The sequence below is a fragment of the Actinosynnema sp. NPDC059335 genome (genome assembly GCF_042752395.1).
In the GTDB taxonomy this organism is placed as follows: domain Bacteria; phylum Actinomycetota; class Actinomycetes; order Mycobacteriales; family Pseudonocardiaceae; genus Actinosynnema.
In genome coordinates, this window is record NZ_JBHYXZ010000058.1 from 25,339 (window position 1) to 47,626 (window position 22,288).

The window sequence follows — 22,288 nt, forward strand, 5'->3', positions numbered from 1 at the left end:
GGTACGGCGGTCGGCGGCGGGCGGACTGGCCGTCACGGCGCGGGCGTCGCGCAGGGCGTGGTGGGCGGGGTGGAGGTGCCCGACCACGGCGAGGTGGTCGTCGGCGGCCCGGCCGCGGCCGAGCGGGTGCCGCTGCAGTAGTCGGTCTCCACCCGCCGGTCGGCCACGTCGCCCTTGGCGAACACGACGTACGCGGCGTTGACGGTGAGCCGGATGCCGCAGGAGTTGTTCCGCTGCGTCAGCACGTACACGCGGTGCGGCACGTCGCCCTTGTACTCGGTGTCGACGTCGACCGTGTAGCGGTACACGGACTCCTCGACCTTCTCGTGCACCACCACCCCGGAGAACACGTAGGTCGCCTGCTGGTAGCGCAGCGCCTCGTTGGCGGGCATGCAGGTGCACGCCCCCGCGGGGCTGATGAAGACGCCGGTGAGCAAGGCCGCGGTGACGGTGACGACCGCCGCCGCGTGGGCCAGCAATCGGTAGCGCGCCAAAGGATCCCCCTCGAAGTCAAGGAGTGTTCGGTGGCGGTGTCGGTCCAGCGTACGGTCAGGCGTGCAGCGCGAACCAGAGTTCGGCGCGCGTGCCTGCGGGGTCCAGCGAACGGCCCAGCAGCCGCTCCGCCCGCTGGACGCGGTGGCGCACGGTGTGCCGGTGCACGCCCAGCCGGGCCGCGGCGGGCTCGGCCTGGCCGTGGCACGCCAGCCACACCCGCAACGTCTCCCGCAGCACGTCGTCCAGCGGCGCGAGGAGGGCGGCGGCGAACTCGGCCGCGTCGGGCGCGAGCAGCCCCGCGCCGGCGACCTCCTCGAACGTGGCCACGCCCGCCTCCCACGCCCGCGACGCCTCCCGGTAACCGCGGGCCACGCTCGTCGCGTCCACCGGGGAGGACGCCGCGGCGGGCACGTCCACCGACGGGGCCAGCACGACCACCCGCCCGTCCACCTCCGCCCAGAACCCGGTCGGCTCGGCGGGCTCGCGGTCGCGCAGCAGGAACACCCGGAACGGCCCGTCCGGCACGCCCTCCACCGGCTCGCCCGCGAGCGCCAGCCGGAACCGCGCCGCGCGCAGCTCCCGCCGCACCGCGTCGACCTCGTCCGACCGCGCCAGCGCCACGGTGAGCAGCGACGCGGCGGTGTTGACCACGCCCGCGTCCAGCGGCCGGCCCGCCGCGACGGCCAGGTAGCCGCGCCGGCCCAGCACCTGCATCGCGACGTGCCGCCCGCCCTCCTGCCACGCCGCCCCCGCCGGCCCGCCCGACGCCGCGAGCCGCCGCACGTGCCCGGCCAGGTCCGGCAGCGGGCCCACCGCGTGCACCGGCGCGCCGTGCGGGTCCAGCAGCGCCGCCGCGCCGTCGAGGAGCCGGGCCAGCCGCCGCACCACGCCCGGCGGCCCGTCGCCGACCGCCGCCCGGGTCAACGCCCGCTGCGCCGCGCCGGTGCGCGCCAGCGCCGCGTACTCGTCCGCCGCCACGGCCCGCGACACCGCCTTGGTGATCGCGATGAACGGCGTCTCCCGGGGCACCTCCAGCACCGCGAGCCCGGCGTCGCGGGCCGCGCGGACCAGGTCGTCCGGCACCCGGTCGTGGCTCAGGCCGACGCCGAACCCGAGGCCCACCACCCGCGCCGCCACCAGCCGCCGCACGTACTCCTCGTGGGGCCCGAGCGCGATGCCGGTGGTCAGCAGCAGCTCGCCGCCCTCCAGGAACGGCGTCGGGTCGGCCAGCTCGGTGCTGTGCACCCACGTCACCACCCGGTCCAGCCCGGCGTCCACGAGCACCGCCAACCCGACCTCCCGGGCCAGCGCCCCGACCGTCAACGCCATGGACACTGTGTACCGCCCGCGCGCCCCGGCACGCCACTGCGGACACTGTCCCCGGCGCGCCGACGGGTCGATGCTGGAGCCATGGCCCGACTGCGCACCGAGATCCCCGGCCCCCGTTCCCGCGAGCTGACCGCGCGGCGCAAGGGCGCGGTGGCGGCGGGCGTCGGCTCGACGCTGCCGGTGTACGTGGACCACGCCGAACCGGGGCTGCTGGTGGACGTGGACGGCAACCGGCTGATCGACCTGGGCTCGGGCATCGCGGTGACCGGCGTCGGCAACCCCGCGCCCCGCGTCGCGCGGGCCGTGCGCGAGCAGGTGGACCGGTTCACCCACACCTGCTTCATGGTCACGCCGTACGAGGGCTACCTGGACGTGTGCGAGCGGCTGGCCGAGCTGACCCCCGGCCGGCACGACAAGCGCTCGGTCCTGCTCAACTCCGGCGCGGAGGCGGTGGAGAACGCGGTCAAGATCGCCCGGTACGCCACCGGGCGGCCGGGGGTCGTGGCGCTCGACCACGCCTACCACGGCCGCACCAACCTCACCATGGCGTTGACCGCCAAGGACATGCCCTACAAGCACGGCTTCGGCCCGTTCACCCCCGGCGTGCTCCGCGTCCCCGGCTCCTACCCGCTGCACGACGGCCTGACCGGCGAGGAGGCGGCCCGGCGCGCCGTCGCCGCGATCGACCGGCCCGAGGACGTCGCGTGCGTGGTGGTCGAGCCGATCCAGGGCGAGGGCGGGTTCGTCGTGCCCGCGCCGGGGTTCCTGCCCGCCCTCGCCGACTGGTGCCGGGCGCACGGCGTGCTGCTGGTCGCCGACGAGGTCCAGACCGGGTTCTGCCGCACCGGCGACTGGTTCGCGTGCGACCACGAGGGCGTCGTGCCCGACCTGGTCACCACGGCGAAGGGCATCGCGGGCGGCCTGCCGCTGGCCGCCGTGACCGGCCGGGCCGACGTGGTGGACGCCGTGCACCCCGGCGGCCTCGGCGGCACGTACGGCGGCAACCCGATCGCCTGCGCCGCCGCGCTCGCCGCCTTCGACACCATGCGGGACCTGCGGCTCGACGCCGCCGCCCGGCGCATCGAGGCGACCGTGCTGCCCCGGCTGCGCGCCCTGTCGCCGGGCACCGTGGTCGAGGTGCGCGGCCGGGGCGCGATGCTGGCCGTGGAGCTGACCTCGGCCGAGGTGGCGGCCCGGGTCGCGGCCACCTGCCACGCCGCGGGCGTGGTCGTGCTGACCTGCGGTACCCGTGGGAACGTGATCCGCCTGCTGCCGCCGCTCGTCATCCCGGACGAGCTGCTGGCCGAGGGCCTGGACGTGCTTGAAGGAGCCATCGAGTGACGACGACGCCGTACTGGGTCGCGGGGCAGCCCGCGACGAGCGACGACCTGGTGGAGATCCGCACCCCGCACGACGGCGCGGTGGCGGGCGTGACCTCCCACGCCTCGGCGGAGGACGTGGAACGCGCCGTCGCCGCCGCGCACGCCGTGGCGGGCGAGTTCGCCGACCTGCCCGCGCACGCGCGGGCCGCGGCGCTGGACCACGTGTCCCGCCGGCTCGCCGAGCGCGCCGACGAGGTGGCCGCGCTGATCACCGCCGAGTCGGGCAAGCCGGTGAAGTGGTCGCGGATCGAGGTGACGCGCGCGGTGTCCACGTTCCGCTGGGCCGCCGAGGAGGCGCGCCGGTTCTCCGGCGAGTTGCAGCGGCTGGACACCGACCCGGCCGCGAACGGCAGGCTGGCGCTGGTGCGCCGCGCGCCGCGCGGCCCGGTGCTGGGCATCGCGCCGTTCAACTTCCCGCTGAACCTGGTGGCGCACAAGGTCGCGCCCGCGGTGGCGGTGGGCGCGCCGATCGTGGTCAAGCCCGCGCCGGCGACCCCGCTGGTGGCGTCGCTGCTGGGCGGGCTGCTCGCCGAGACCGACCTGCCGGCCGGGTCGTGGTCGGTGCTGCCGGTGCCGAACGAGGTGGCGGGCGCGCTGGCCGAGGACCCGAGGCTGCCGGTGGTGTCGTTCACGGGGTCCGGCCCGGTGGGCTACTCGATCCTGGACCGGGTGCCGCGCAAGCACGTCGTGCTGGAGCTGGGCGGCAACGCGGCGGCCGTGGTCTGTCCCGATTGGACGGACCTGGACCGGGCGGCGCAGCGGATCGCCACGTTCGCGATGTACCAGGGCGGCCAGTCGTGCATCTCCGTGCAGCGCGTGTACGCCCACGAGGACGTGTACCCGGCGCTGGCGGACGCGGTGGTGTCGCACGTGCGCAAGCTCGGCACGGGCGACCCGGCGGACCCGGCCACCGACGTCGGCCCGCTGATCAACGAGGCGGCCGCGCGGCGGGTCGAGGCGTGGGTGGACGAGGCCGTGGCGGCGGGCGCGCGGGTGCTGACGGGCGGCCGGCGGTCCGGCGCGGTCTACGAGCCGACCGTGCTGGCCGACGTGCCGGCCGCGTGCAAGGTGGTGGACGAGGAGGTCTTCGGCCCGGTGGTGGTGCTGGAGCCGGTGGCGTCGGCGGACGAGGCGTTCGACCGGGTCAACGCGTCCCGGTTCGGCTTGCAGGCGGGCCTGTTCACGCACGACGTGCGGCTGGCGTTCCGGGCGGCCAAGCGGCTGGCGGTCGGCGGGGTGATCGTGGGCGACGTGCCGAGCTTCCGCGCCGACCAGATGCCCTACGGCGGGGTCAAGGAGTCGGGCACCGGCCGCGAGGGCGTCCGCGCGGCCATGGAGGACCTGACCGAGCAGCGCGTGCTCGTGCTGACGGACCTGGAGTTGTAGCGCGGCGTCGGCCCCGCGCCGGATCGGCCGGACGCCGAGCCGGACGCCGAGCCGAGCCGCCGTGGCGAGCCGCCGTGGCGAGGTGCCGTGGCGGGGTGCCGTGGTGGGGCGGCACTCCGACGTGCCGGGGTGCGGTGCCGCGTGCCGTGCGCCGGTAGGTTCGCCCATCGTGGACAGGGTGCGGGTGACGTCGAAGGCCGAGCTGCGCCGGATCGGGCTGCCGCTCGGCCGGCCGGTGCTGGTGCTGGTCGGCGGTGCGGGCGGGATGGGCGGCGCGGACCAGGAGGCGTTGGTCGCGGTGCTGCGCGGGCTGGTGCCGGTGCTGGACGAGTGCGGCGCGGTGGTGGTGGACGGCGGCACGGACGTCGGCGTGATGCGCGCGGTGGGCCGGGCGCGGGCGGCGGCGCACGGGGCGTTCCCGCTGATCGGCGTGGCCGCCGAGGTCGCCGTGGACGTGGCCGCGTTCGAGCCCAACCACACCCACCTGGTGCTGGTGCCCGGCGGCGCGTGGGGCGACGAGTCGCCGTGGCTGGCCGACGTGGCCGACCTGGTCGCCGGGCCGCTGCCGTCGCTGACGGTGCTGGTCAACGGCGGCCCGATCACGTTCGACGACGCCGAGCACAGCCTGGGCCGCAACCGACCGCTGGTGGTGCTGCGCGGCAGCGGCCGCACCGCGGACGCCATCGCCGAGTCGGCCGACGAGCGCTCCACCGCGATCGCCACCTCGCCGCTCACCACCGTGCTGGGCGCGGACGAGCTGCGCGCGCACGTCGAACGGGTGCTCCTACCGGAGGGCCGGCGATGACGGCGAGGGGCCTGGGGAACGACGACCTGCCGGGGTTGTTCGAGGCGGCGGACAGCGCGTCGCTGGACGGCCAGCGCCGCTACGTCCGGGCCGTGCGGTTGCGGCTGGTGCTGGCCGTGCTCGCCGCCGCGAGCGGCGCGGTGTCGTTCCTGGTGGGCCGGATCGACGTGGCCGCGATCGGCACCGCCGTCGCGCTGGCCGCGGTGTCGGTCACGGAGCTGAACCTGAAGTCCGCGCGCCCCGAGGACCGCTGGTACGACGGGCGGGCGTTGGCCGAGTCGGCCAAGAGCCTGGCGTGGAAGTACAGCGTGGGCGGCCTGCCGTTCGAGCGGGTCGGCGACGAGCACGAGAACGAGCGCCGGTTCATCCTCCAGATGCACAAGCTGCTGGAGGACGCCCCGGCGACCAGCATCCGGCCGTCGGAGCGGCCCGTGGTCACCGACGGGATGCGCGCGCTGCGGGCCGCGCCGTTCGCCGAGCGCAAGGCCGCCTACCTGGAGGCGCGCATCGCCGACCAGCAGCACTGGTACACCGACAAGGCGGCGCGCAACGAGCGGCTGGCCGGGTGGTGGCGGGCCGGGCTGCTGACGATCGAGGTCGTCGGCATCTGCGCGGCGTTGGCGAAGGCGGTCGGCGCGGTGCGGTTCGACCTGGCGGGCGTGGTGGCGGCGGTGATCGCGGCCGGCACGGCGTGGATCAGCCTGCGCCAGCTGTCCACGCTCGCGCGGGCCTACACGTTCGCGGCCAACGAGCTGGCGATCGTGCGCAGCCGGCTGGAGCTGGTCGAGGACGAGGCGGCGTGGGCCAGCGAGGTGGCCGACGCGGAGGAGGCCGTGAGCCGCGAGCACACGATGTGGCGGGCGTCCCGCACCCGGCCGTCGACCTGACACCCGGTCCGGCCGACAGGTCCCACGCCGCCCCCGGGTCGCCTTCGTCGGCGTGCGCGAACCCGCACGCCGCGCCCGGAACGGGACAAGCTTCGAGATTGCGCCGAACAGGACGTTGTCATCACGTGGTCACGGAGAGTATGGTCTAGACCTAGCCGCCGCGTTTGGGTGAACGACCACCCAGCGCACTCGGGTTGGCGTTCGCCACAAGCGTTTCCGCCCATCCGATCAGAGGAGTCCACATGTCACTCCGCCGAAGGATCGCCGCGGTGGCGGCCGGCGTGCTCGCCGCGCCGCTCGTGACGGTCGCCCTGCCCTCGGCGCCCGCGTTCGCGCACGGCTACGTCTCGTCACCGGCGAGCCGCCAGGCCCAATGCGCCCGCGGTGTCGTGTCGTGCGGCGACATCAAGTGGGAGCCGCAGAGCGTCGAAGGCCCGAAGGGCCTGCGGAGCTGCAACGGCGGCGTCGCCAGGTTCGCCGAGCTGAACGACAACAACAAGGGCTGGCAGGTCGCCAACACCGGCCGCACCATCTCGTTCACCTGGACCTTCACCGCCCGGCACCGCACCGCCAACTACGAGTACTACGTCGGCGGCAAGCGGGTCGGCTTCGTCGACGGCGGCATGCAGCAGCCCCCGGCCTCCGTGACGCACACGGTGAACCTGGGCGCGTCGGGCCGCCAGACGGTGCTCGCCATCTGGAACATCGGCGACACCTCCAACGCGTTCTACGCCTGCATCGACGTGAACGCGAGCTAACCCGAGAGTCCTACGTCCAGCACGCGAGAGTCCTACGTTCACGGACCCCGAATTCAACGCTCGGCGCGGCCCGAGGGAGCGCTGAGCGTTGAACTCACGTGTCCCGAACGTAGGACTCTCGCCGCGTGAACGCAGGACTCTCGCGGGGGTCAGGCGGTGAAGCCGCCGTCCACGTGCAGTTGGGCGCCCGTCACGTAACGCGCCTCGTCGGACGCCAGGAACGCCACGGCCGCCGCCACCTCCTCCGGCACGGCGTAACGCCCCACCGCCGTGAAGCCGCGGATCACGTCGGCGCCGTCGCCGTCCGCCGGGTTCGCGTCGGTGTCCGTCGCACCGGGGTGCACGAGGTTCACCGTGATCCCCCGCGGCCCCAGCTCCCGCGCCAACGCCTTCGTCATCCCCGCCAACGCCGCCTTCGACGCCGCGTACAGCGAGAACCCGGGGAACACCGCCCGCTCGGCCACGTTGCTCCCGATCCCGATGACCCGGCCGCCGTCGCCCAGGTGCGGCAGCGCCGCCTTCACCGCCACGAACGCCGCCCGCACGTTCACCGCGAAGGTCCGGTCGAACTCCGCCACGCCCAGCTCCTCCACCGGCCCGACGACGAACTCCCCGGCGTTGTTCACCAGCACGTCCAGCCGCCCCAGCACGGCCACGGCCTCCTCGACCGCGCCCGCCACCGCGTCGGCGTCACCGCTGTCCGCCCGCACGGCGACCACCCGCCGCCCCAACCCCTTCACCCGGTCGACCACGTCACCGGGGCTGTTCCGATACGTGATCGCCACGTCCGCGCCCAGCTCGGCCAACCGCACCGCGATCGCCGCGCCGATCCCCCTGCTGCCGCCCGTGACCAGGGCGACCCTGCCGTCGAAGTTCATGCCGACGATCCTGCCGACGCGCCGGGCCGGAGTCCGGCGGGAATCGGACCGGGGCGTCCGGACCGAGCCGGAAATCTCGTTGCGGGGTCCGCCGCACCTCGCCTAGGTTCGTGGTACACGAGGAAGGAGGTGGTCCGAAGTTGAATAGCTATAGGACTCGTCGTGAGGTGGCTGTCCGCTAGGACCGACCTTTCCCAGGTGGTCTGGGCGAATCCCAGGCAGCCACCCGGCCCCCGTGACCCCGAGCCCAGTCCAGCTCGGCCCGCACCCCGTGCGGGAAGTGGTCAGGGGGCCGCTTCACGTTCCGCGGCCGACGGGTCAGCCCAGGTGCGCGCGCACGACCCGCAGGTCGGCCAGGAACGCCCGGTACGCCTCGTCCCGGTCCGGGGCGCGCAGCACGGCGGACGGGTGCACGGTCGCGATCACGTCGTGGTCCTCGACCCGCTCCACCTGCCCGCGCCGCTCGCTGACCTTGAACGAGCTGCCCAGCACGGCCTTGGCGGCCGTCGCACCCAGGCACACCACGAGGTCGGGGCGCACCCGCGCCAGCTCGGCCCGCAGCCACGGCAGGCAGGCCAGGACCTCGCCCCGCGTCGGCGACTTGTGGATGCGCCGCTTCCCGCGCTCGGCGGGGACGAACTTGAAGTGCTTGACCGCGTTGGTCAGGTAGACGCCCTCACGGGCCAGGTCGGCCTCGTCCAGCGCCTTGTCCAGCAGCCGCCCGGCGGGCCCGACGAACGGCTCGCCCTGCCGGTCCTCCACGTCGCCGGGCTGCTCCCCGACGAGCACGAGCCGGGCGTCCTCCGGCCCCGCGCCGAACACGGTCTGCGTGGCGGGCTCGTAGAGGTCGCAGCCCCGGCACCCGGCCGCCGCACGGCGCAGCGCCGCCAGGTCCGCGCCTTCCGGCACGAACGAGGCGGCGCTGGTGGTCCGGTCAGTGGTCGTTGCCACGGAAGGCGTCCTTGACCTTCTCCCCTGCCTGCTTGAGCGAGCCCTTGGCCTGCTCGGTGCGCCCCTCGGCCTGCCACTGCTCGTTGTCGGTGGCGTCGCCGACCGCCGCCTTGGCCTTGCCCTTGAGCTCCTCGGCCTTGTTGTTGAGCTTGTCGTCGGTGCCCATGACCGTCCTCTCGTCGGCGGTTCGCTTGCACCGGACGAGTACCCGCCACCCGGACGGGGAAACTCCGACGCATGACCGCACGCATCGAAGCCATCGCCCTCGACTGCCCGTCGGACCAGGTCAAGGCCCTGGAGGAGTTCTGGTGCGCGGCCCTCGGGCACCACGTCGCCGGCCGCTGGAAGGACCCCAAGGGGGTCGAGTACACCGAGCTGGCGGGTGACGGCCCGACGCTCGTGCTGCAACCCGTCACCGGGCCGAAGCGGACCAAGAACCGGGTGCACCTCGACCTCGCGCCCGACGGCGACCGGGACGCGGAGGTGACCCGGCTCACCGGCCTGGGCGCACGCGTGGTCGACGCCGACCCGGCCCTGCCGTGGGTGGTGTGCGCCGACCCCGCGGGCAACGAGTTCTGCGTGCTCCCGGCGCGCTGAAGCCCCTCCGCTTGCACCTCACCGGCCCTCCTCTACTACGGTGATCGTCTACGCGGTTGAAAAGCCAGCCGCAAGCCACCCGGCACCCGCAAGGGCACCTGGGTCAGCGAGAGCTGTGGGCTTGCCGGTGCTGGCACCCGCGTGTCCTGACGCTCTCGCACTGCTGGCCTGGCTGACCGGTACCGACGTGCGAGAGAGGAGCCCGACCGTGGTCGGGGACAACGGGCGTGACGATTCGCTGACCGCGCGGATCGCCGGCCTCGAGGCCGAGATCGTGGGACTGCGCAAAGCCGTGCAGACGCGCACGGTGATCGGACAGGCCACCGGCCTGATATCCGCGGTGCAGGGCTGCACGCCCCAGGAGGGCTTCCAGCTCCTGGTGCGGATGTCGCAGCACCACAACGTGAAGCTGCACACGATCGCGCTGAAGTTGCTCGACCTCTCCGCCGAGCTGGGACCCCGGCAGGCGGTGCGCGCCGTGCACGCCTCCACCGAACCGCACGACGTCCCGATCGTCGTCTCGCAGTGGCCCGGGGTGGAGGTCGTGCACGCCGCGCGCAGGCTCGTCGCGGCCTACGACGCCGCCCAGGGTTCGGGCGACGACCGGCCGGAGGTGCGAAGACAGCTCGCCGACCAGGTCGAGCTGGCCGGTCGGCTGCTGGCGGAGAAGCTCAGCGAGGTGGGCTGGCTGGCCCCGGACCAGGGTCCGTGACGGGGCCGTCCAGGATCGCGAAGGAGTCGGCGGGCAGGTGCACCGCCTGCCCGTCCACCTTCACCTCGGCCGACGCCAGCAGCACCCCGGCCGGCTCGACGTCCAGCCGCACCTCGGCGTCCTCCCCCAGGTTGCACACCACCCGCAGCCCGCCGCGGTGCAGCACGAGGACCGAGCCCTCCTCCCGCACGCCGAACCGGTCCAGCCTCGGGTCGGCCAGCTCGGGGCGGGTCCGGCGCAGCGCGATCAGCGACCGGTAGAGGTCGACCAGCTCGCGGTGGCCCGGCTCGGACACCTCGTCCCAGCGCAGCGTGGACCGCCGCACGGTCTCCGGGTCGATCGGGTCGGGCACCTCCGACTCGCCCCAGCCGTGGCGGCCGAACTCGCGCCGCCGCCCGGTGCGCACGGCCTCGGCCAGCTCCGGGTCCGGGAAGGACGCGAAGAACTGCCACGGCGTGCTCGCCGCCCACTCCTCGCCCATGAAGATCATCGGCGTGTAGGGGGAGCACAGCACGATCGCCGCGCCCACGGCCTGCCGCTGCCAGGGCACCGCCGCCGACAGCCGGTCGCCGGCGGCGCGGTTGCCGACCTGGTCGTGGTTCTGCAGGTAGGCCAGGAACCGGTAGCCGGGCAGCCGGTCGCGGTCCACCGGGCGGCCGTGGCGGCGGCCCCGGAACGACGACCACGTGCCGGCGTGCAGGAACACCTCGCGCAGGGTCCGGCCCAGCTCGCCCTCGAAGTCCGGGTAGTAGCCGAACGTCTCGCCGGTCAGCGCCACGTGCAGCGCGTGGTGCAGGTCGTCGGCCCACTGGGCGTGCAGGCCGTAGCCGCCGCCCTCCCGGGCCGTCACGAGCCTGGCGTCGTTGAGGTCGGACTCGGCGATCAGCGTCAGCGGCCGGCCCACGGCGGCCGACAACGCGTCCACCTCGACGGCGAGCTGTTCCAGCACGTGCAGCGCGCTGCGGTCCACGAGGGCGTGCACGGCGTCCAGGCGCAGCCCGTCGACGTGGAAGTCCCGCAGCCAGCCCAGCGCGTTGTCCACGACGTACCGGCGCACCTCGTCGGCGCCCTCGCCGTCGAGGTTCAGGCCCGGTCCCCAGTCGTTGCTGCCCGCGAAGTACGGCCCGAACCGGTCGAGGTACGCGCCGGACGGCCCGAGGTGGTTGTAGACGACGTCCAGGACCACGGCGAGCCCGCGCCCGTGGCAGGCGTCCACGAACCGCTTGAACCCGTCCGGCCCGCCGTAGGGCTCGTGCACCGCGCCCCACAGCACCCCGTCGTAGCCCCAGCCCGCGGCGCCGTCGAACGCGTTGACCGGCAGCACCTCGACGTGCGTGACGCCCAGGTCGACCAGGTGGTCCAGCCGCCCGATCGCGCCGTCGAACGTGCCCTCGGGCGTGAACGTGCCGATGTGCAGTTCGTAGAGCACCGCGCCGGGCAGCGCCCGCCCGGTCCACCGGTGGTCGGTCCACTCGAACGCGGAGTGGTCGTACACCCGCGACGTCCCGTGCACCCCGGCCGGCTGCCACCGCGACCGCGGGTCGGGCAGCACGTCGTCGGAGTCGCCCAGCAGGAACCCGTAGTCGAGCCCGTCCGCGTCGCAGTGCCACCACCCGCCGGCGCCGGCCGTCATCTCGTGGTCCCGACCGTCGACCCGGACCCGGACGCGCTCGTGCGCCGGCGCCCACACCGAGAAAGTCACTGATCTCCTCTTACCAGCAGTGCCACGGGGTAGCGGTCCAGCAGGTCCGCGAGCAGCGGTCCGGCCGGCCGGGAGGTGAGCACGTCGGTCCACTCCCCCGGCGGCAGCGGGAGCACCGTGTCGCCCCAGCCGCCCACCGCCGCCAATCCCACCGGGAGCCGGGTCGCCACCGCGACCAGACCGGTCCGTTCGAACGCGACTACGTGCGGTGCGGCCCGGCCCGACGCGGGCAGCGGCCGGTAGCCGCGGAACAGCTCGGGCCGTTCCCGGCGCAACCGCAGCGCGCGCTGCACCACCAGCAGCTTCGCCGCGCCCGAGTCGTCCACGTCGGGCAGCCAGCCGTCCTCGATCCGGGCCAGCAGCCGCCGCCGCACGTCGTAGTCCACGGGCCGCCGGTTGTCCGGGTCGACCAGGGAGAGGTCCCACAGCTCGGTGCCCTGGTACACGTCCGGCACGCCGGGCGCGGTGAGCTGCACGAGCTTCTGCCCGAGCGCGTTGGACCAGCCCGGCGCGACGATCCGGTCCACGAACGAGGCCACCTCGGCGGCCACCGGGCCGGCCAGCACCTCGTCGGGCCACGCCGCCACGGCCGCCTCGAACTCCTCGTCGTGGTCGACCCACGTCGTGCGGACCTTCGACTCCTTGGCCGCCTTGTCCAGGTAGGCGCGCATCCGGTCGGCGCCGATCGGCCACGCGCCGACCAGCGACTGCCACGCCAGCAGGTTCAGCGACGGCTCGTCGATCGGGTGCGCGGCGGTCCACCGGCGCACCGCCTCGGCGAACTCGCCGGACAGCTCGGACAGCACCGCGAGCCGGGCCCGCACGTCCTCGGACCGCTTGGTGTCGTGCGTCGACAGGGCCGTCATCGCCGCCGGCGACCCCGCCTCCCGCGCCGCCGCCCGCGCGTGGAACTCCGCCGGCGGCACGCCGAACCGGTCCGGCGCGCCGCCCACCTCGTTGAGCGCCACGAACCGGGTGAACCGGTAGAAGGCCGTGTCCTCGGTGCCCTTGGCGACCACCATGCCGGAGGTCTGCTGGACGCGGGTGGCCAGCTCGCCGTGCGGCTCGGCCCGGACCTGCCGGTCCAGCTCGCGCGCCGCGGGCGAGGTCGAGGCGCCCACCGCCGCCGTCCACGCGTCGAGCCCCTCGGGCAGGTAGGAGCGGTAGACCGGGAACGCCGCCATGACCTCGGCGACCGCCCGTTCCGCCTCCTCCCGGTCCACGCCGCGCACCAGGGCGGCGATCCGGCGCACCTCGGCGCGCAGGATCGACCCCGTGACCAGGTCGCGGGACTCCCGCTCGACCGCGGCGAAGTCGGTGGGCGCGCCCAGCCCGCCGGCCAGCGCGGTGAACGCCTCCTCGCCCGCCGGGTCCACGAACAGCCCGCACACCTCGCGCAACGCGTCGTAGCCCGTGGTGCCGTCCGCAGGCCAGCTCGCGGGCAGCCGCTCGTCCGCGCCGAGGATCTTCTCCACCACCAGCCACACGCCGGCGCGCTCCTTGAGCCGCCGCACGTACCCGCCGGGGTCGGCCAGGCCGTCCGGGTGGTCCACCCGCAGCCCGGTCACCTCGCCCGCCGCCACCCACCGCAGCACCTCGCCGTGGGTGGCGTCGAACACCTCCGGGTCCTCCACCCGCACCGCCGCGAGGGTGGTGATGTCGAAGAACCGCCGGTAGTTCAGCTCGGTGTTGCCGCGCCGCCAGTGCACCAGCCGGTAGTGCTCGTGCTCCTCCTCCGACGCCTCGTCGGCGGCGAACGGCAGCAGCAGCGGCCCGGAGTCCCAGTCGATGTCGAAGAACTTCGCGTACCGGGACTCCCGGCCGTGCCGCAGCACGTCCCACCACCACTTGTTGACGTCGTCCGGGCCGACGGCCATGTGGTTGGGCACGATGTCGAGCACGAACCCGAGGCCGGCCCGCCGCAGCGCCTTGTGCAGCGACACCCGGCCCGTCTCGCCGCCCAGCTCCTCCCGGGCGCGGGTCGGGTCGACCACGTCGTAGCCGTGCGTGGAGCCGGGCACGGCCTCCAGCACCGGTGACGCGTACAGCGCGCCCACGCCCAGCGCGTCGAGGTAGTCGACCACGGCCTCGGCGTCGGCGAACGTGAACCCGGGGGTGAACTGGATGCGGTAGGTCGACGCGGGAGGCGCGCCGTGGGGGCCGCTCACTCCTGCTCCACCCGCTGGAGCACGACCAGCGACCGGGCCACGAGCGTGACCTTGCCGCCCGCGGGCACCGGCTCCCCCGCGTCCGGCGGGGTCACCGCGCCGGACGCGGTGTCGATCACGACCGTCCACTGGGGACCGTAGCCCTCCTCCGGGAGCGTGACCTCGATGTCCTCGTCGTGCGCGTTGAACGCGAGCAGGAACGAGTCGTCCAGCACGCGCATGCCGCGCTGGTCGAGGTCGGGTATGCCCTCGCCGTTGAGGAACACCACGACGCAGCGGCCGAAGTCGTCACCCCAGTTCCGCTCCGTCATCTCTTCACCCGAAGGCGTGAACCAGGCGATGTCGCGCAGCTCGTCGCCCTTGCGGATCGGCTTGCCCTGGAAGAACCGGCGCCGCCGCAGCACGGGGTGCTGCCTGCGGAACTCGGTCAGGGCGGAGGTGAACTCCAGCAGGTCGCGGTTCTTCTCGGCCAGCGTCCAGTCCACCCAGGACAGCTCGTTGTCCTGGCAGTAGGCGTTGTTGTTGCCCTTCTGGGTGCGGCCCAGCTCGTCGCCGTGCAGCAGCATCGGCACGCCCTGCGACAGCAACATGGTCGCCAGCAGGTTGCGGCGCTGCCGGGCCCGCAGGTCGTTGACCTCGGGGTCGTCGGTCGGCCCCTCGACGCCGCAGTTCCACGACCGGTTGTCGTCCGCGCCGTCGCGGCCGTCCTCGCCGTTGGCGTCGTTGTGCTTGCCGTTGTAGGAGACCAGGTCGTTGAGCGTGAACCCGTCGTGCGCGGTGACGAAGTTGATCGACGCGTACGGCCGGCGGCCGTCGTCCTGGTAGAGGTCCGACGAGCCGGTGATGCGGGACGCGAACTCGCCCAGCGTGGCGGGCTCGCCGCGCCAGAAGTCGCGCACCGTGTCGCGGTACTTGCCGTTCCACTCCGTCCACAGCGGCGGGAAGTTGCCCACCTGGTAGCCGCCCGGCCCGACGTCCCACGGCTCGGCGATCAGCTTGACCTGGCTCACCACCGGGTCCTGCTGCACCAGGTCGAAGAACGTGGACAGCCGGTCCACGTCGTAGAACTCGCGGGCCAGGGTCGCGGCCAGGTCGAACCGGAACCCGTCGACCCGCATCTCCGTCACCCAGTAGCGCAGCGAGTCCATGATGAGCTGCAACGTGTGCGGGCTGCGCACGTTCAGCGAGTTCCCGGTGCCGGTGTAGTCCATGTAGAACTTCGGCTCGTCGTCCACCAGCCGGTAGTACGCCTGGTTGTCGATGCCGCGCATGGACACCGTGGGGCCCAGGTGGTTGCCCTCGGCGGTGTGGTTGTAGACCACGTCGAGGATGACCTCGATGCCCGCCTCGTGCAGGGCGCGCACCATGCCCTTGAACTCCTGCACCTGGTTCGCCGACTCCGGCATCGCCGCGTAACCGGCGTGCGGCGCGAAGAACCCGATCGTGTTGTAGCCCCAGTAGTTGCGCAGGCCCTTCTGCTGCAGCGCGTGGTCGTTGACGAAGTGGTGCACCGGCATCAGCTCGACCGCCGTGACGCCGAGGCCCTTGAGGTGGTCGATCACCGAGGGGTGTGCCAGGCCCGCGTACGTGCCGCGCAGCCCCTCCGGCACCTCGGGGTGCTGCATGGTCAGGCCGCGCACGTGGGTCTCGTAGATGACCGACTCGTTGTACGGCGTCTTCGGCGGGCGGTCGTTCGCCCAGTCGAAGAACGGGTTGACCACGACCGACAGCGGCACGTGGCCCGCCGAGTCGAGGTCGTTGCGCGCGGACGGGTTGTCGAACCGGTAGTCGAACAGCGACTCGTGCCAGTCGACGTCGCCCGTGATCGCCTTGGCGTACGGGTCGATGAGCAGCTTGTTCGGGTTGCAGCGCAGACCGCGGTCCGGGTCGTACGGACCGTGCACGCGATAACCGTACTTCTGCCCCGGACCGACCCCGAGCAGGTAGCCGTGGTGGACGAAGCCGTCCACCTCCGGCAGCCGGACGCGGGTCTCGGTCCCGTCGTCGTCGAACAGGCACAGCTCGACGTACTCCGCGACTTCGGAGAAGAGGGTGAAGTTGGTGCCCACGCCGTCGTAAGCGGCGCCGAGCGGGTAGGGAGTTCCGGGCCACGGCCGCACAGGGATTCCTCCGGACGAGCTTGGACGATCGACCCCTACCGTTCTAGATCACGTTCTGCCGCCGTGCGACCGGACGAGCTGTCCGCGCGCGGCGACCAGCAGGAGCCTGGCCTCTTGCAGTTCGCAGTAGCGCAGGTGCTCGCAGGCGGCCTCGGCGCAGGCCACCGCCTGGGCCAGCGCCGCGTCCGAGCCCGCGTCGGTGCGCCGCAGAGCGTCCCGAAGGGACTCTTCCGCGTGGCTCGCGCCGGCGAGCGGGTCGGCGAGGTTCGACGGGCGGACGGCCACCAGGACCCGCTCCACGGCGGTCTCCAGGGCGTCCGTCGGCCTGCTGTGGGGGATCATCTGCTCGGGCACCAGCCCGGTACGGGACACCAAGTCGGTGTTCACGGGAGACTGCCACCTCCAACCTTGGCGCGGGTGACTGGTTGACGATACTCCGCGGCGGTGCCGCGCGCTGTGACGTGCCGGTGTCGCTTCATGACGAACCGGTTCCCGGTGCGCGACCCGCGGCCAACGCCGCGGCCACCGCGCGCACGCCCGGCTCGGCGAACAGGTCGGCGAGCGGGACCGGGAGCGGGATGCGCCAGTTCGGGTACTGGTCGGTGGTGCCCGGCAGGTTGGGCTGGCGCAGCTCGCCCAACGCGTCCTGCGGCGAGGTCAGCACGAGCGCCGACCGGGCTTTCGCCAGCAGGGCGTGGAACGCGGTAACCACATCATCGGCGGCCAGGCCTTCCTGCTTGAGGAGTTCGAGCAACTCGCCGCGCTCGCGCTCGGCTGCCCCGTATTCCCCGTCCGCGGGCCCGTCAAACAACCCCAGTTCGGCTCGCACCCGAACGTGTTCGGCGGCGAGGAACCCGGCCACCGTCGGCAGGTCGTGGGTGGAGATGCTGGCCATGGCCGACGCGGTCCACTTCTCCGGCGGGATCAGCGGGTGGTCGGGCAGGTCGTACTCCCGTTGGAACCACAGCACGGCCGAGCTGAGCATGCCGTGCTCGTGCAACGCCTCGGTGACCTTCGGCTCGACCGTGCCCAGGTCCTCGCCCACGACGACCGCGCCCGCGCGGTGCGCCTCCAGCGCCAGCACCGCGAGCATCGCCTCGGAGTCGTAGTGCACGTACGTGCCGCGCTTGGGCGGTTCGCCCGGCGGGATCCACCACAGCCGCCACAGGCCCGCCACGTGGTCGATGCGGATGCCGTCCGCGTGCCGCAGCACGCTGCGCACCACGGCCCGGAACGGCTCGTAGCCCTGCTCGGCGAGCCGGTCGGGCCGCCACGGCGGCAGCCGCCAGTCCTGGCCCAGGCGGCTGAACGCGTCCGGTGGCGCGCCGACCGTGACGTCCGCGGCGAACGCGTCCCGCACGGCCCACGTGTCCGCCCCGCCGGGGTGCACGCCCACGGGCAGGTCGTGCACGATGCCGACGGGCATGCCCGCGTCGCGCGCGGCCCGGCGGGCGGCGGCGAGCTGCTGCTCGCACAGCTCCTGGAGCCACGCGTGGAACGCCACCCGTTCGGGGTCGGGGGTGGCGGTCGCGGGGTCGCGCTGCTCGGGCGGCCACTCGCGCCAGTCCGGGCCGTGCCGCTCGGCCAGCGCGCAGAACCGGGCGAAGTCGCGCAGCTCGCCCTCGGGCTCGCGGTGCCCGACGTGCCGCCAGAGCAGCTCCAGCGCCTGCGCCTTGGCCCGCCACACGGCGTCGTAGTCGATCAGCTCGGTGTCGCCGGGCGGGCGCAGCGCGTCGACCGCCGCGCGGGTGGCCTCGTCGGCGTCCCGGTACGCCGGGATGTCGGAGATCCGCAGGTAGAGGGGGTTGGCGAAGCGGCGGCTCGACGGCGAGTAGGGCGAGCGCTCCACCGGCGTGGTCGGGCTGATCGCCTGCACCGGGTTGACCAGCAGCACGCCCGCACCCAGCTCGGCGGCGCTGCGCCGGGCCAGCGTGGCCAGGTCGCCGTAGTCGCCCATGCCCCACGACTCGGCCGAGCGCATGGCGTAGAGCTGGAGCATCCAGCCCCACGACCGGGGGACGGGCGCGAGCCGGCGCGGGGCGACGATCACGGTGCGCCCGCCGAGCCGGTGGTAGCCGAGCGGCAGCGCGGCGGGCAGCCCGACCCGGCCGCCGTCCTCCAGCTCGACCACGCGGTCCGGGCCGGGGTCGTCCAGGACGTCGCCCTCGCGCAGCACGATCGTGCGCGGTGGCGGCTTCGGGGCGGCGAGCGCGCGGCGCACCGCCTCGGGCGTGGACGCGTCCACGTCCAGTTGCGCGAGCACCGCGACGACCACGTCGGGGTCGACGTCGGCGCGGCGTTGATCGGCGTCCTCGTAGTGGGTGGCCACGCCGTGGGCCTCGGCCAGTGCCGCCAGCTCGTCGTCCACGTCGGACAGCTTCGCCTTCCCCGTCGGTCCGAATCCAGGCCGGTGACAAGTGGTCACCCGATGGTTGCAGGAGGTTGCCCGGGGTTAATAACCCAGCCGAGTGAGGTTCAAACCAGGGAGGTCAACTCCGGCGCGCCGGACCGGTCGACTCGCGCACGACGAGCTGCACCGACGGGGGCTCGGTGTCGTCGTCCTCGCCGCGCAGGCGGGCCAGCAGGACGTCCACGGCGTGCTCGCCGCGCTCCCGCCAAGCGCCCTCGACGGCCGTCATGCCGACGGCGCGGGCCAGGTCCGTGCCCTCCAGGCTGACCAGCGAGACGTCGCCGGGCACCTCCCGGCCGTCGCGGCGCAGCCGCAGGAACACGCCCAGCGCCACCTCGCCGCTCGTGCTGATCACCGCGGACGGCAGCCGCTCGCCGTCGAGCAGCGCGTCCACCACCTGCTCGCCGCCCGCCACCGTCGAGGACGACCACAGGGTCCACTCGGGACGGACCGCGAGACCCTCCGCGACCAGCACCTCGTCGTAGGACTCGTCGATGTCGCCCGCCAGCACGAGCGCCACGTCCCGGTGCCCGGCCCCCGCGAGGTGCCCGACCGCCAGCCGCAGCGCCTCCCGCAGGTCGTCGTCCCAGACCGCGACCACCGGCACGTCCAGGCCGTCCAGGGCCGCCTGCTCGGCGTCGGTGAGGTTGACCGCCAGCGCCAGCACGCCGTCCACCCGCCGGGCCAGCGGCAGCTCCTCGAAGAAGCGGCGGCGCGCGTCGGCGTCGCGGAGCACGTAGAGCAGCACGTCGTAGCCGGCCTCCCGCAACGCGCCCTCCGCGCCCGCGAGCAGGTCGCCCCGGCCGACGTCCGCGGTGAGCACGGCGATCGCGTACCGCCGGCCGCCGGCGAGGCTGGACGCGTCCCGGGCGATGGCGTACCGCATGCGCTTCGCGACCTCGGTGACGTACCGGCGGGTCGCCTCGGACACGCCGGGCTCGCCGCGCAGCGCCCGCGACACCGTCGCCGCGGACACCCCGGCGGCCCGCGCCACGTCGGACATGCTCGTCAACTCACACCTCCCGGCCTGGTACGAGATTAGCGAGAACCGTACGGTTGCCCGGGCGCGAGCACCCCGCGCGACGTGATCGGCACACCGCGGAAGGACGTCCATGAAGCCCGGCGACCAGGCACCCGACTTCACCCTGCCCGACCAGGACGGCGTCGACCGGACCCTGTCCGACCTGCTCGCCGACGGCCCCGTGGTGCTGTTCTTCTACCCCGCCGCGATGACCGCCGGGTGCACCGCGGAGAGCTGCCACTTCCGGGACCTGGCGGCGGAGTTCGCCCAGGTCGGGGCGCAGCGGGTGGGCATCAGCCCGGACCCGGTGCGGCGGCAGCGGGAGTTCGCCGACCGGCACGGCTTCGACTACCCGCTGCTGTCCGACGACGCAGGCGGGGTGGCCGCCCGGTTCGGCGTGAAGCGCCGCTTCGGCCCGCTGCCGGTGAAGCGGCACACGTTCGTGATCGACACCGACCGGACCGTGATCGAAGTCATCAAATCGGAGTTCGCCATGGCCGCCCACGCGGACAAGGCGCTGGAAGTCCTGCGCCGGCGGACCGACCGCACCCCCTAGCCGCCCCGGCGGCCGGGCGGCCTCGGCAGCGGGCGCTGCCCGACACCCCCGCCCCGACACCCCTGCCCCGGCCCGAGCCGGTCCGAGCCGCCTCGGGCCGGCTGCCGGGCTCGAACCGGCCCCGCCCGCCGCCCGACACCGCGCCGAACCCGCCTCCGAGCGGGGTCCGCGCCGATCGCCGGCCACCGCCGCCGCCACCATCGCCGCCACCATCGCCGTCGCCGCCACCGTCGCCGCCACCGTCGCCGCCACCGTCGCCGCCACCGCCACCGCCACCGCCACCGCCACCGTCGCCGTCGCCCGAGCGCGCCACCGTCCTCCGAGTGGCGCGTAGTGCCTGGTCAGGGGCGGTCGGTCGGCGGTCGGTCGTCCTCCGGCCGGGGTGCGGCCCCGAGGCCCGCCAGCACGAAGTCCGCGATCTCCTCCCCCAGGCGGGTCGGCGACTTCGGCCCGTCCGGGCGGTACCAGGTCGGCAGTTGGTTGACCACGCCCAGCGCGATCAGGACCGCCGTGTCGGCGGGCACGGCGGAGCTGAAGCGGCCCGTCCGCTGGGCCTGCTCGACCACCGCCCGGAACGTCTCGTGGTACCGGCGGCGCTCGGCCCGGAAGTTCGCCATCCGGCCCGCGTCCAGCCGGTGCTTCTCGCGCACGAACACCGCCGTCTCGTCCACGCTCGCCGCGGTCGTCTCGACCAGGCTCACCAGGATCCGCCGCACCGTGGTCGCCGGGTCGAGCCCGGCCGCGACGATCCCGTCCAGGTCGGCCATCTGCCGCCCGATCAGCGACCGGTAGATCTCGAACAGCAGGTCGTCCTTGGACTGGAAGTAGTGGTAGAGCGCGCCCTTGGTGACCGAGGCGGCCTCGACCACCTCCTGCACGGTCGTGGCGTCGAACCCCTTCGCGGCGAACAACCGCACGGCCGCGCCCACGATCCGCTCGGGCGTCGCCCCGGTCCGCCGCGCCACCGTCAGGCCCCCGGAGCCAGCGCGCGCACGAGGTCGAGCGGGTCCCCGCCGGTGGGCAGCAGGGCGATGACGGGCGTGTCCACGCCGTTGGCCGCGTACTCCGCCACCCGCGCCCGGCACGCGGCCACGCTGCCGTGCACGACCAGCGCGTCCACCACCTCGTCGGGGACGAGCGCGCCCGCGCCACGCCGGTCGCCGGCCGCCCACGCCTCGTGCATCGGGCGCAGCGCCTCGCCGCGCCCCAGCCAGTCGTGGAACGCCGCGTAGGCGGGCACGGTCAGGTACGTGCTGATCAGCACGCGCCCGAGCGCGCGGGCGGCGTCGGCGTCCTCGGTCGGGCAGACGAAGATCCGGGCGGCGAGTTCCCCCGCGCCCAGCTCGGCCCGCACCTTCGGCACGTCCTCGACGCCGAGCCAGTTGGTGATCGCGCCGTCCGCCTCGCGCCCGGCGAGCCGCAGCATGCCGGGGCGCAGCGCGGCGAGCATGATCGGCACCGGCTGCGCGGGCGTCCGCTCCAGCCGGAACCCGCGCACGGAAAACGTCTCGTAGTCCTCCGACACCTTCCCGCCCGCCAGGGCCGCCTTGAGGAACCGCAGCGTGTCCCGCGTGCGCTTGAACGGCTCGGCGAACGGCACGCCGTTCCACCGCTCCACGATCGCGGGCGAGGACGAGCCGATGCCGAGCACGAACCGCCCGCCGGTCACCTCGGCCAGCGTGGCGGCCGTCATGGCCAGCGTGGCCGGGCCGCGCGTGTAGACGGGGGCGATCGCCGTGCCCAGCCGGACCCGGTCGGACCACTGCGCGGCCAGCGCCAGCGGGGTGAAGGCGTCCGTGCCGGCGGTCTCGGCGGACCACACGTCCGTGTAGCCCAGCTCGGCCAGCTCGGCCACCAGCGCGCGGTGGTCGAGCACCGGCACGCCGGTCAGCGGCAGGGTGATTCCCCAACGGCCCACGATCGCCTCCCTGAAGGTGTCGACCGCCACCGTACCGCAGGTACCGACCAGTCGGTATGCCCGTCACGCGACCAGCGCGCACGACCTGACCTGCCACGTCGTGCGGAGAAGCGGTCCGAACCGGGCCTAGGCTCGCCGCCCTGCCGGCACTCCCCGCCGGAACGACCCCTGCCGGGTCGGGGGCCGGGCTCCGGTCTCGTATACACAAAAGAC

The 22,288-nt window shown here is 74.2% G+C and carries 21 protein-coding genes; 8 read left to right on the forward strand and 13 right to left on the reverse strand.

Annotation, left to right across the window (positions count from 1 at the left end; genetic code table 11):
- Positions 1 to 32: 32 nt before the first annotated feature.
- Together ACFXGA_RS19605 and ACFXGA_RS19610 are read right to left on the reverse strand one after the other, a co-directional pair.
- On the reverse strand, positions 33 to 494 hold the full coding sequence (locus tag ACFXGA_RS19605) for a hypothetical protein (protein WP_378089788.1): 462 nt from the start codon (positions 492 to 494) through the stop codon (positions 33 to 35).
- Between the two features lie 55 nt (positions 495 to 549).
- On the reverse strand, positions 550 to 1,824 hold the full coding sequence (locus ACFXGA_RS19610) for a PucR family transcriptional regulator (RefSeq protein ID WP_378089790.1): 1,275 nt from the start codon (positions 1,822 to 1,824) through the stop codon (positions 550 to 552).
- An 81-nt stretch (positions 1,825 to 1,905) separates the two neighbouring features.
- Here ACFXGA_RS19610 and gabT point away from each other — a divergent pair, with 81 nt between their 5' ends.
- From gabT to ACFXGA_RS19635, 5 genes are all read left to right on the forward strand, one after another.
- Positions 1,906 to 3,165 (forward strand): 4-aminobutyrate--2-oxoglutarate transaminase, encoded by a 1,260-nt coding sequence (gene gabT / locus ACFXGA_RS19615; RefSeq protein WP_378089792.1) that lies wholly within the window; start codon positions 1,906 to 1,908, stop codon positions 3,163 to 3,165.
- Positions 3,162 to 4,592, forward strand: coding sequence for an aldehyde dehydrogenase family protein (locus tag ACFXGA_RS19620; RefSeq protein WP_378089794.1), 1,431 nt, complete (start codon positions 3,162 to 3,164; stop codon positions 4,590 to 4,592). The genes gabT and ACFXGA_RS19620 overlap by 4 nt, the downstream gene beginning before the upstream one ends.
- Before the next feature lie 169 nt (positions 4,593 to 4,761).
- A complete protein-coding gene (locus ACFXGA_RS19625) occupies positions 4,762 to 5,397 on the forward strand; it encodes a hypothetical protein (RefSeq protein ID WP_378089796.1) in 636 nt (211 codons plus the stop codon).
- Positions 5,394 to 6,284 carry a DUF4231 domain-containing protein gene (locus ACFXGA_RS19630; RefSeq protein WP_378089798.1) on the forward strand — a complete coding sequence of 297 codons (891 nt, stop codon included), beginning with the start codon at positions 5,394 to 5,396 and terminating at the stop codon, positions 6,282 to 6,284. Before ACFXGA_RS19625 ends, ACFXGA_RS19630 begins: the two co-directional genes overlap by 4 nt.
- A gap of 242 nt (positions 6,285 to 6,526) precedes the next feature.
- Entirely contained in the window at positions 6,527 to 7,042 is a 516-nt protein-coding gene (locus ACFXGA_RS19635) for a lytic polysaccharide monooxygenase auxiliary activity family 9 protein (RefSeq protein ID WP_378089800.1), read from the forward strand.
- Positions 7,043 to 7,191: 149 nt separating this feature from the next.
- Here ACFXGA_RS19635 and ACFXGA_RS19640 read toward each other — a convergent pair whose 3' ends face one another.
- From ACFXGA_RS19640 to ACFXGA_RS19650, 3 genes are all read right to left on the reverse strand, one after another.
- The gene (locus tag ACFXGA_RS19640) at positions 7,192 to 7,920 is read right to left on the reverse strand and encodes a 3-oxoacyl-ACP reductase family protein (RefSeq protein WP_378089802.1); all 729 of its coding nucleotides are present in this window, start codon (positions 7,918 to 7,920) and stop codon (positions 7,192 to 7,194) included.
- A gap of 318 nt (positions 7,921 to 8,238) precedes the next feature.
- Positions 8,239 to 8,871, reverse strand: a complete 633-nt coding sequence (locus tag ACFXGA_RS19645; RefSeq protein ID WP_378089804.1) for a UdgX family uracil-DNA binding protein — start codon at positions 8,869 to 8,871, stop codon at positions 8,239 to 8,241.
- Positions 8,855 to 9,037, reverse strand: a complete 183-nt coding sequence (locus tag ACFXGA_RS19650) for a CsbD family protein (RefSeq protein WP_378089805.1) — start codon at positions 9,035 to 9,037, stop codon at positions 8,855 to 8,857. Before ACFXGA_RS19650 ends, ACFXGA_RS19645 begins: the two co-directional genes overlap by 17 nt.
- Positions 9,038 to 9,108: 71 nt before the next feature.
- On the opposite strand from ACFXGA_RS19650, the gene ACFXGA_RS19655 reads away from it, so the two are divergent.
- Positions 9,109 to 9,468, forward strand: coding sequence for a VOC family protein (locus ACFXGA_RS19655; protein ID WP_378089807.1), 360 nt, complete (start codon positions 9,109 to 9,111; stop codon positions 9,466 to 9,468).
- A 208-nt stretch (positions 9,469 to 9,676) separates the two neighbouring features.
- Positions 9,677 to 10,180, forward strand: a complete 504-nt coding sequence (locus ACFXGA_RS19660; RefSeq protein WP_378089809.1) for an ANTAR domain-containing protein — start codon at positions 9,677 to 9,679, stop codon at positions 10,178 to 10,180.
- Here the strand turns inward: ACFXGA_RS19660 and treZ are convergent.
- The 6 genes from treZ to ACFXGA_RS19690 all read right to left on the reverse strand — a co-directional run bounded on the left by treZ (position 10,140) and on the right by ACFXGA_RS19690 (position 19,583).
- Positions 10,140 to 11,882 (reverse strand): malto-oligosyltrehalose trehalohydrolase, encoded by a 1,743-nt coding sequence (gene treZ, locus ACFXGA_RS19665; RefSeq protein WP_378089811.1) that lies wholly within the window; start codon positions 11,880 to 11,882, stop codon positions 10,140 to 10,142. The genes ACFXGA_RS19660 and treZ overlap by 41 nt on opposite strands.
- Positions 11,879 to 14,050 (reverse strand): malto-oligosyltrehalose synthase, encoded by a 2,172-nt coding sequence (gene treY / locus ACFXGA_RS19670; protein ID WP_378089813.1) that lies wholly within the window; start codon positions 14,048 to 14,050, stop codon positions 11,879 to 11,881. Before treY ends, treZ begins: the two co-directional genes overlap by 4 nt.
- Entirely contained in the window at positions 14,047 to 16,170 is a 2,124-nt protein-coding gene (glgX, locus tag ACFXGA_RS19675; RefSeq protein WP_378089815.1) for a glycogen debranching protein GlgX, read from the reverse strand. The genes treY and glgX overlap by 4 nt, the downstream gene beginning before the upstream one ends.
- Before the next feature lie 48 nt (positions 16,171 to 16,218).
- Positions 16,219 to 16,557 carry a hypothetical protein gene (locus ACFXGA_RS19680; protein ID WP_378089817.1) on the reverse strand — a complete coding sequence of 113 codons (339 nt, stop codon included), beginning with the start codon at positions 16,555 to 16,557 and terminating at the stop codon, positions 16,219 to 16,221.
- Positions 16,558 to 16,645: 88 nt separating this feature from the next.
- Entirely contained in the window at positions 16,646 to 18,538 is a 1,893-nt protein-coding gene (gene malQ, locus ACFXGA_RS19685) for a 4-alpha-glucanotransferase (protein WP_378089819.1), read from the reverse strand.
- 121 nt (positions 18,539 to 18,659) lie between these two features.
- A complete protein-coding gene (locus tag ACFXGA_RS19690; protein WP_378089826.1) occupies positions 18,660 to 19,583 on the reverse strand; it encodes a LacI family DNA-binding transcriptional regulator in 924 nt (307 codons plus the stop codon).
- Positions 19,584 to 19,692: 109 nt separating this feature from the next.
- Here ACFXGA_RS19690 and ACFXGA_RS19695 point away from each other — a divergent pair, with 109 nt between their 5' ends.
- A complete protein-coding gene (locus ACFXGA_RS19695; RefSeq protein ID WP_378089820.1) occupies positions 19,693 to 20,157 on the forward strand; it encodes a peroxiredoxin in 465 nt (154 codons plus the stop codon).
- Positions 20,158 to 20,498: 341 nt separating this feature from the next.
- Here ACFXGA_RS19695 and ACFXGA_RS19700 read toward each other — a convergent pair whose 3' ends face one another.
- Entirely contained in the window at positions 20,499 to 21,122 is a 624-nt protein-coding gene (locus ACFXGA_RS19700; protein ID WP_378089822.1) for a TetR/AcrR family transcriptional regulator, read from the reverse strand.
- Between the two features lie 2 nt (positions 21,123 to 21,124).
- Positions 21,125 to 22,075 carry an LLM class F420-dependent oxidoreductase gene (locus ACFXGA_RS19705; protein ID WP_378089824.1) on the reverse strand — a complete coding sequence of 317 codons (951 nt, stop codon included), beginning with the start codon at positions 22,073 to 22,075 and terminating at the stop codon, positions 21,125 to 21,127.
- Between the last annotated feature and the right edge of the window lie 213 nt (positions 22,076 to 22,288).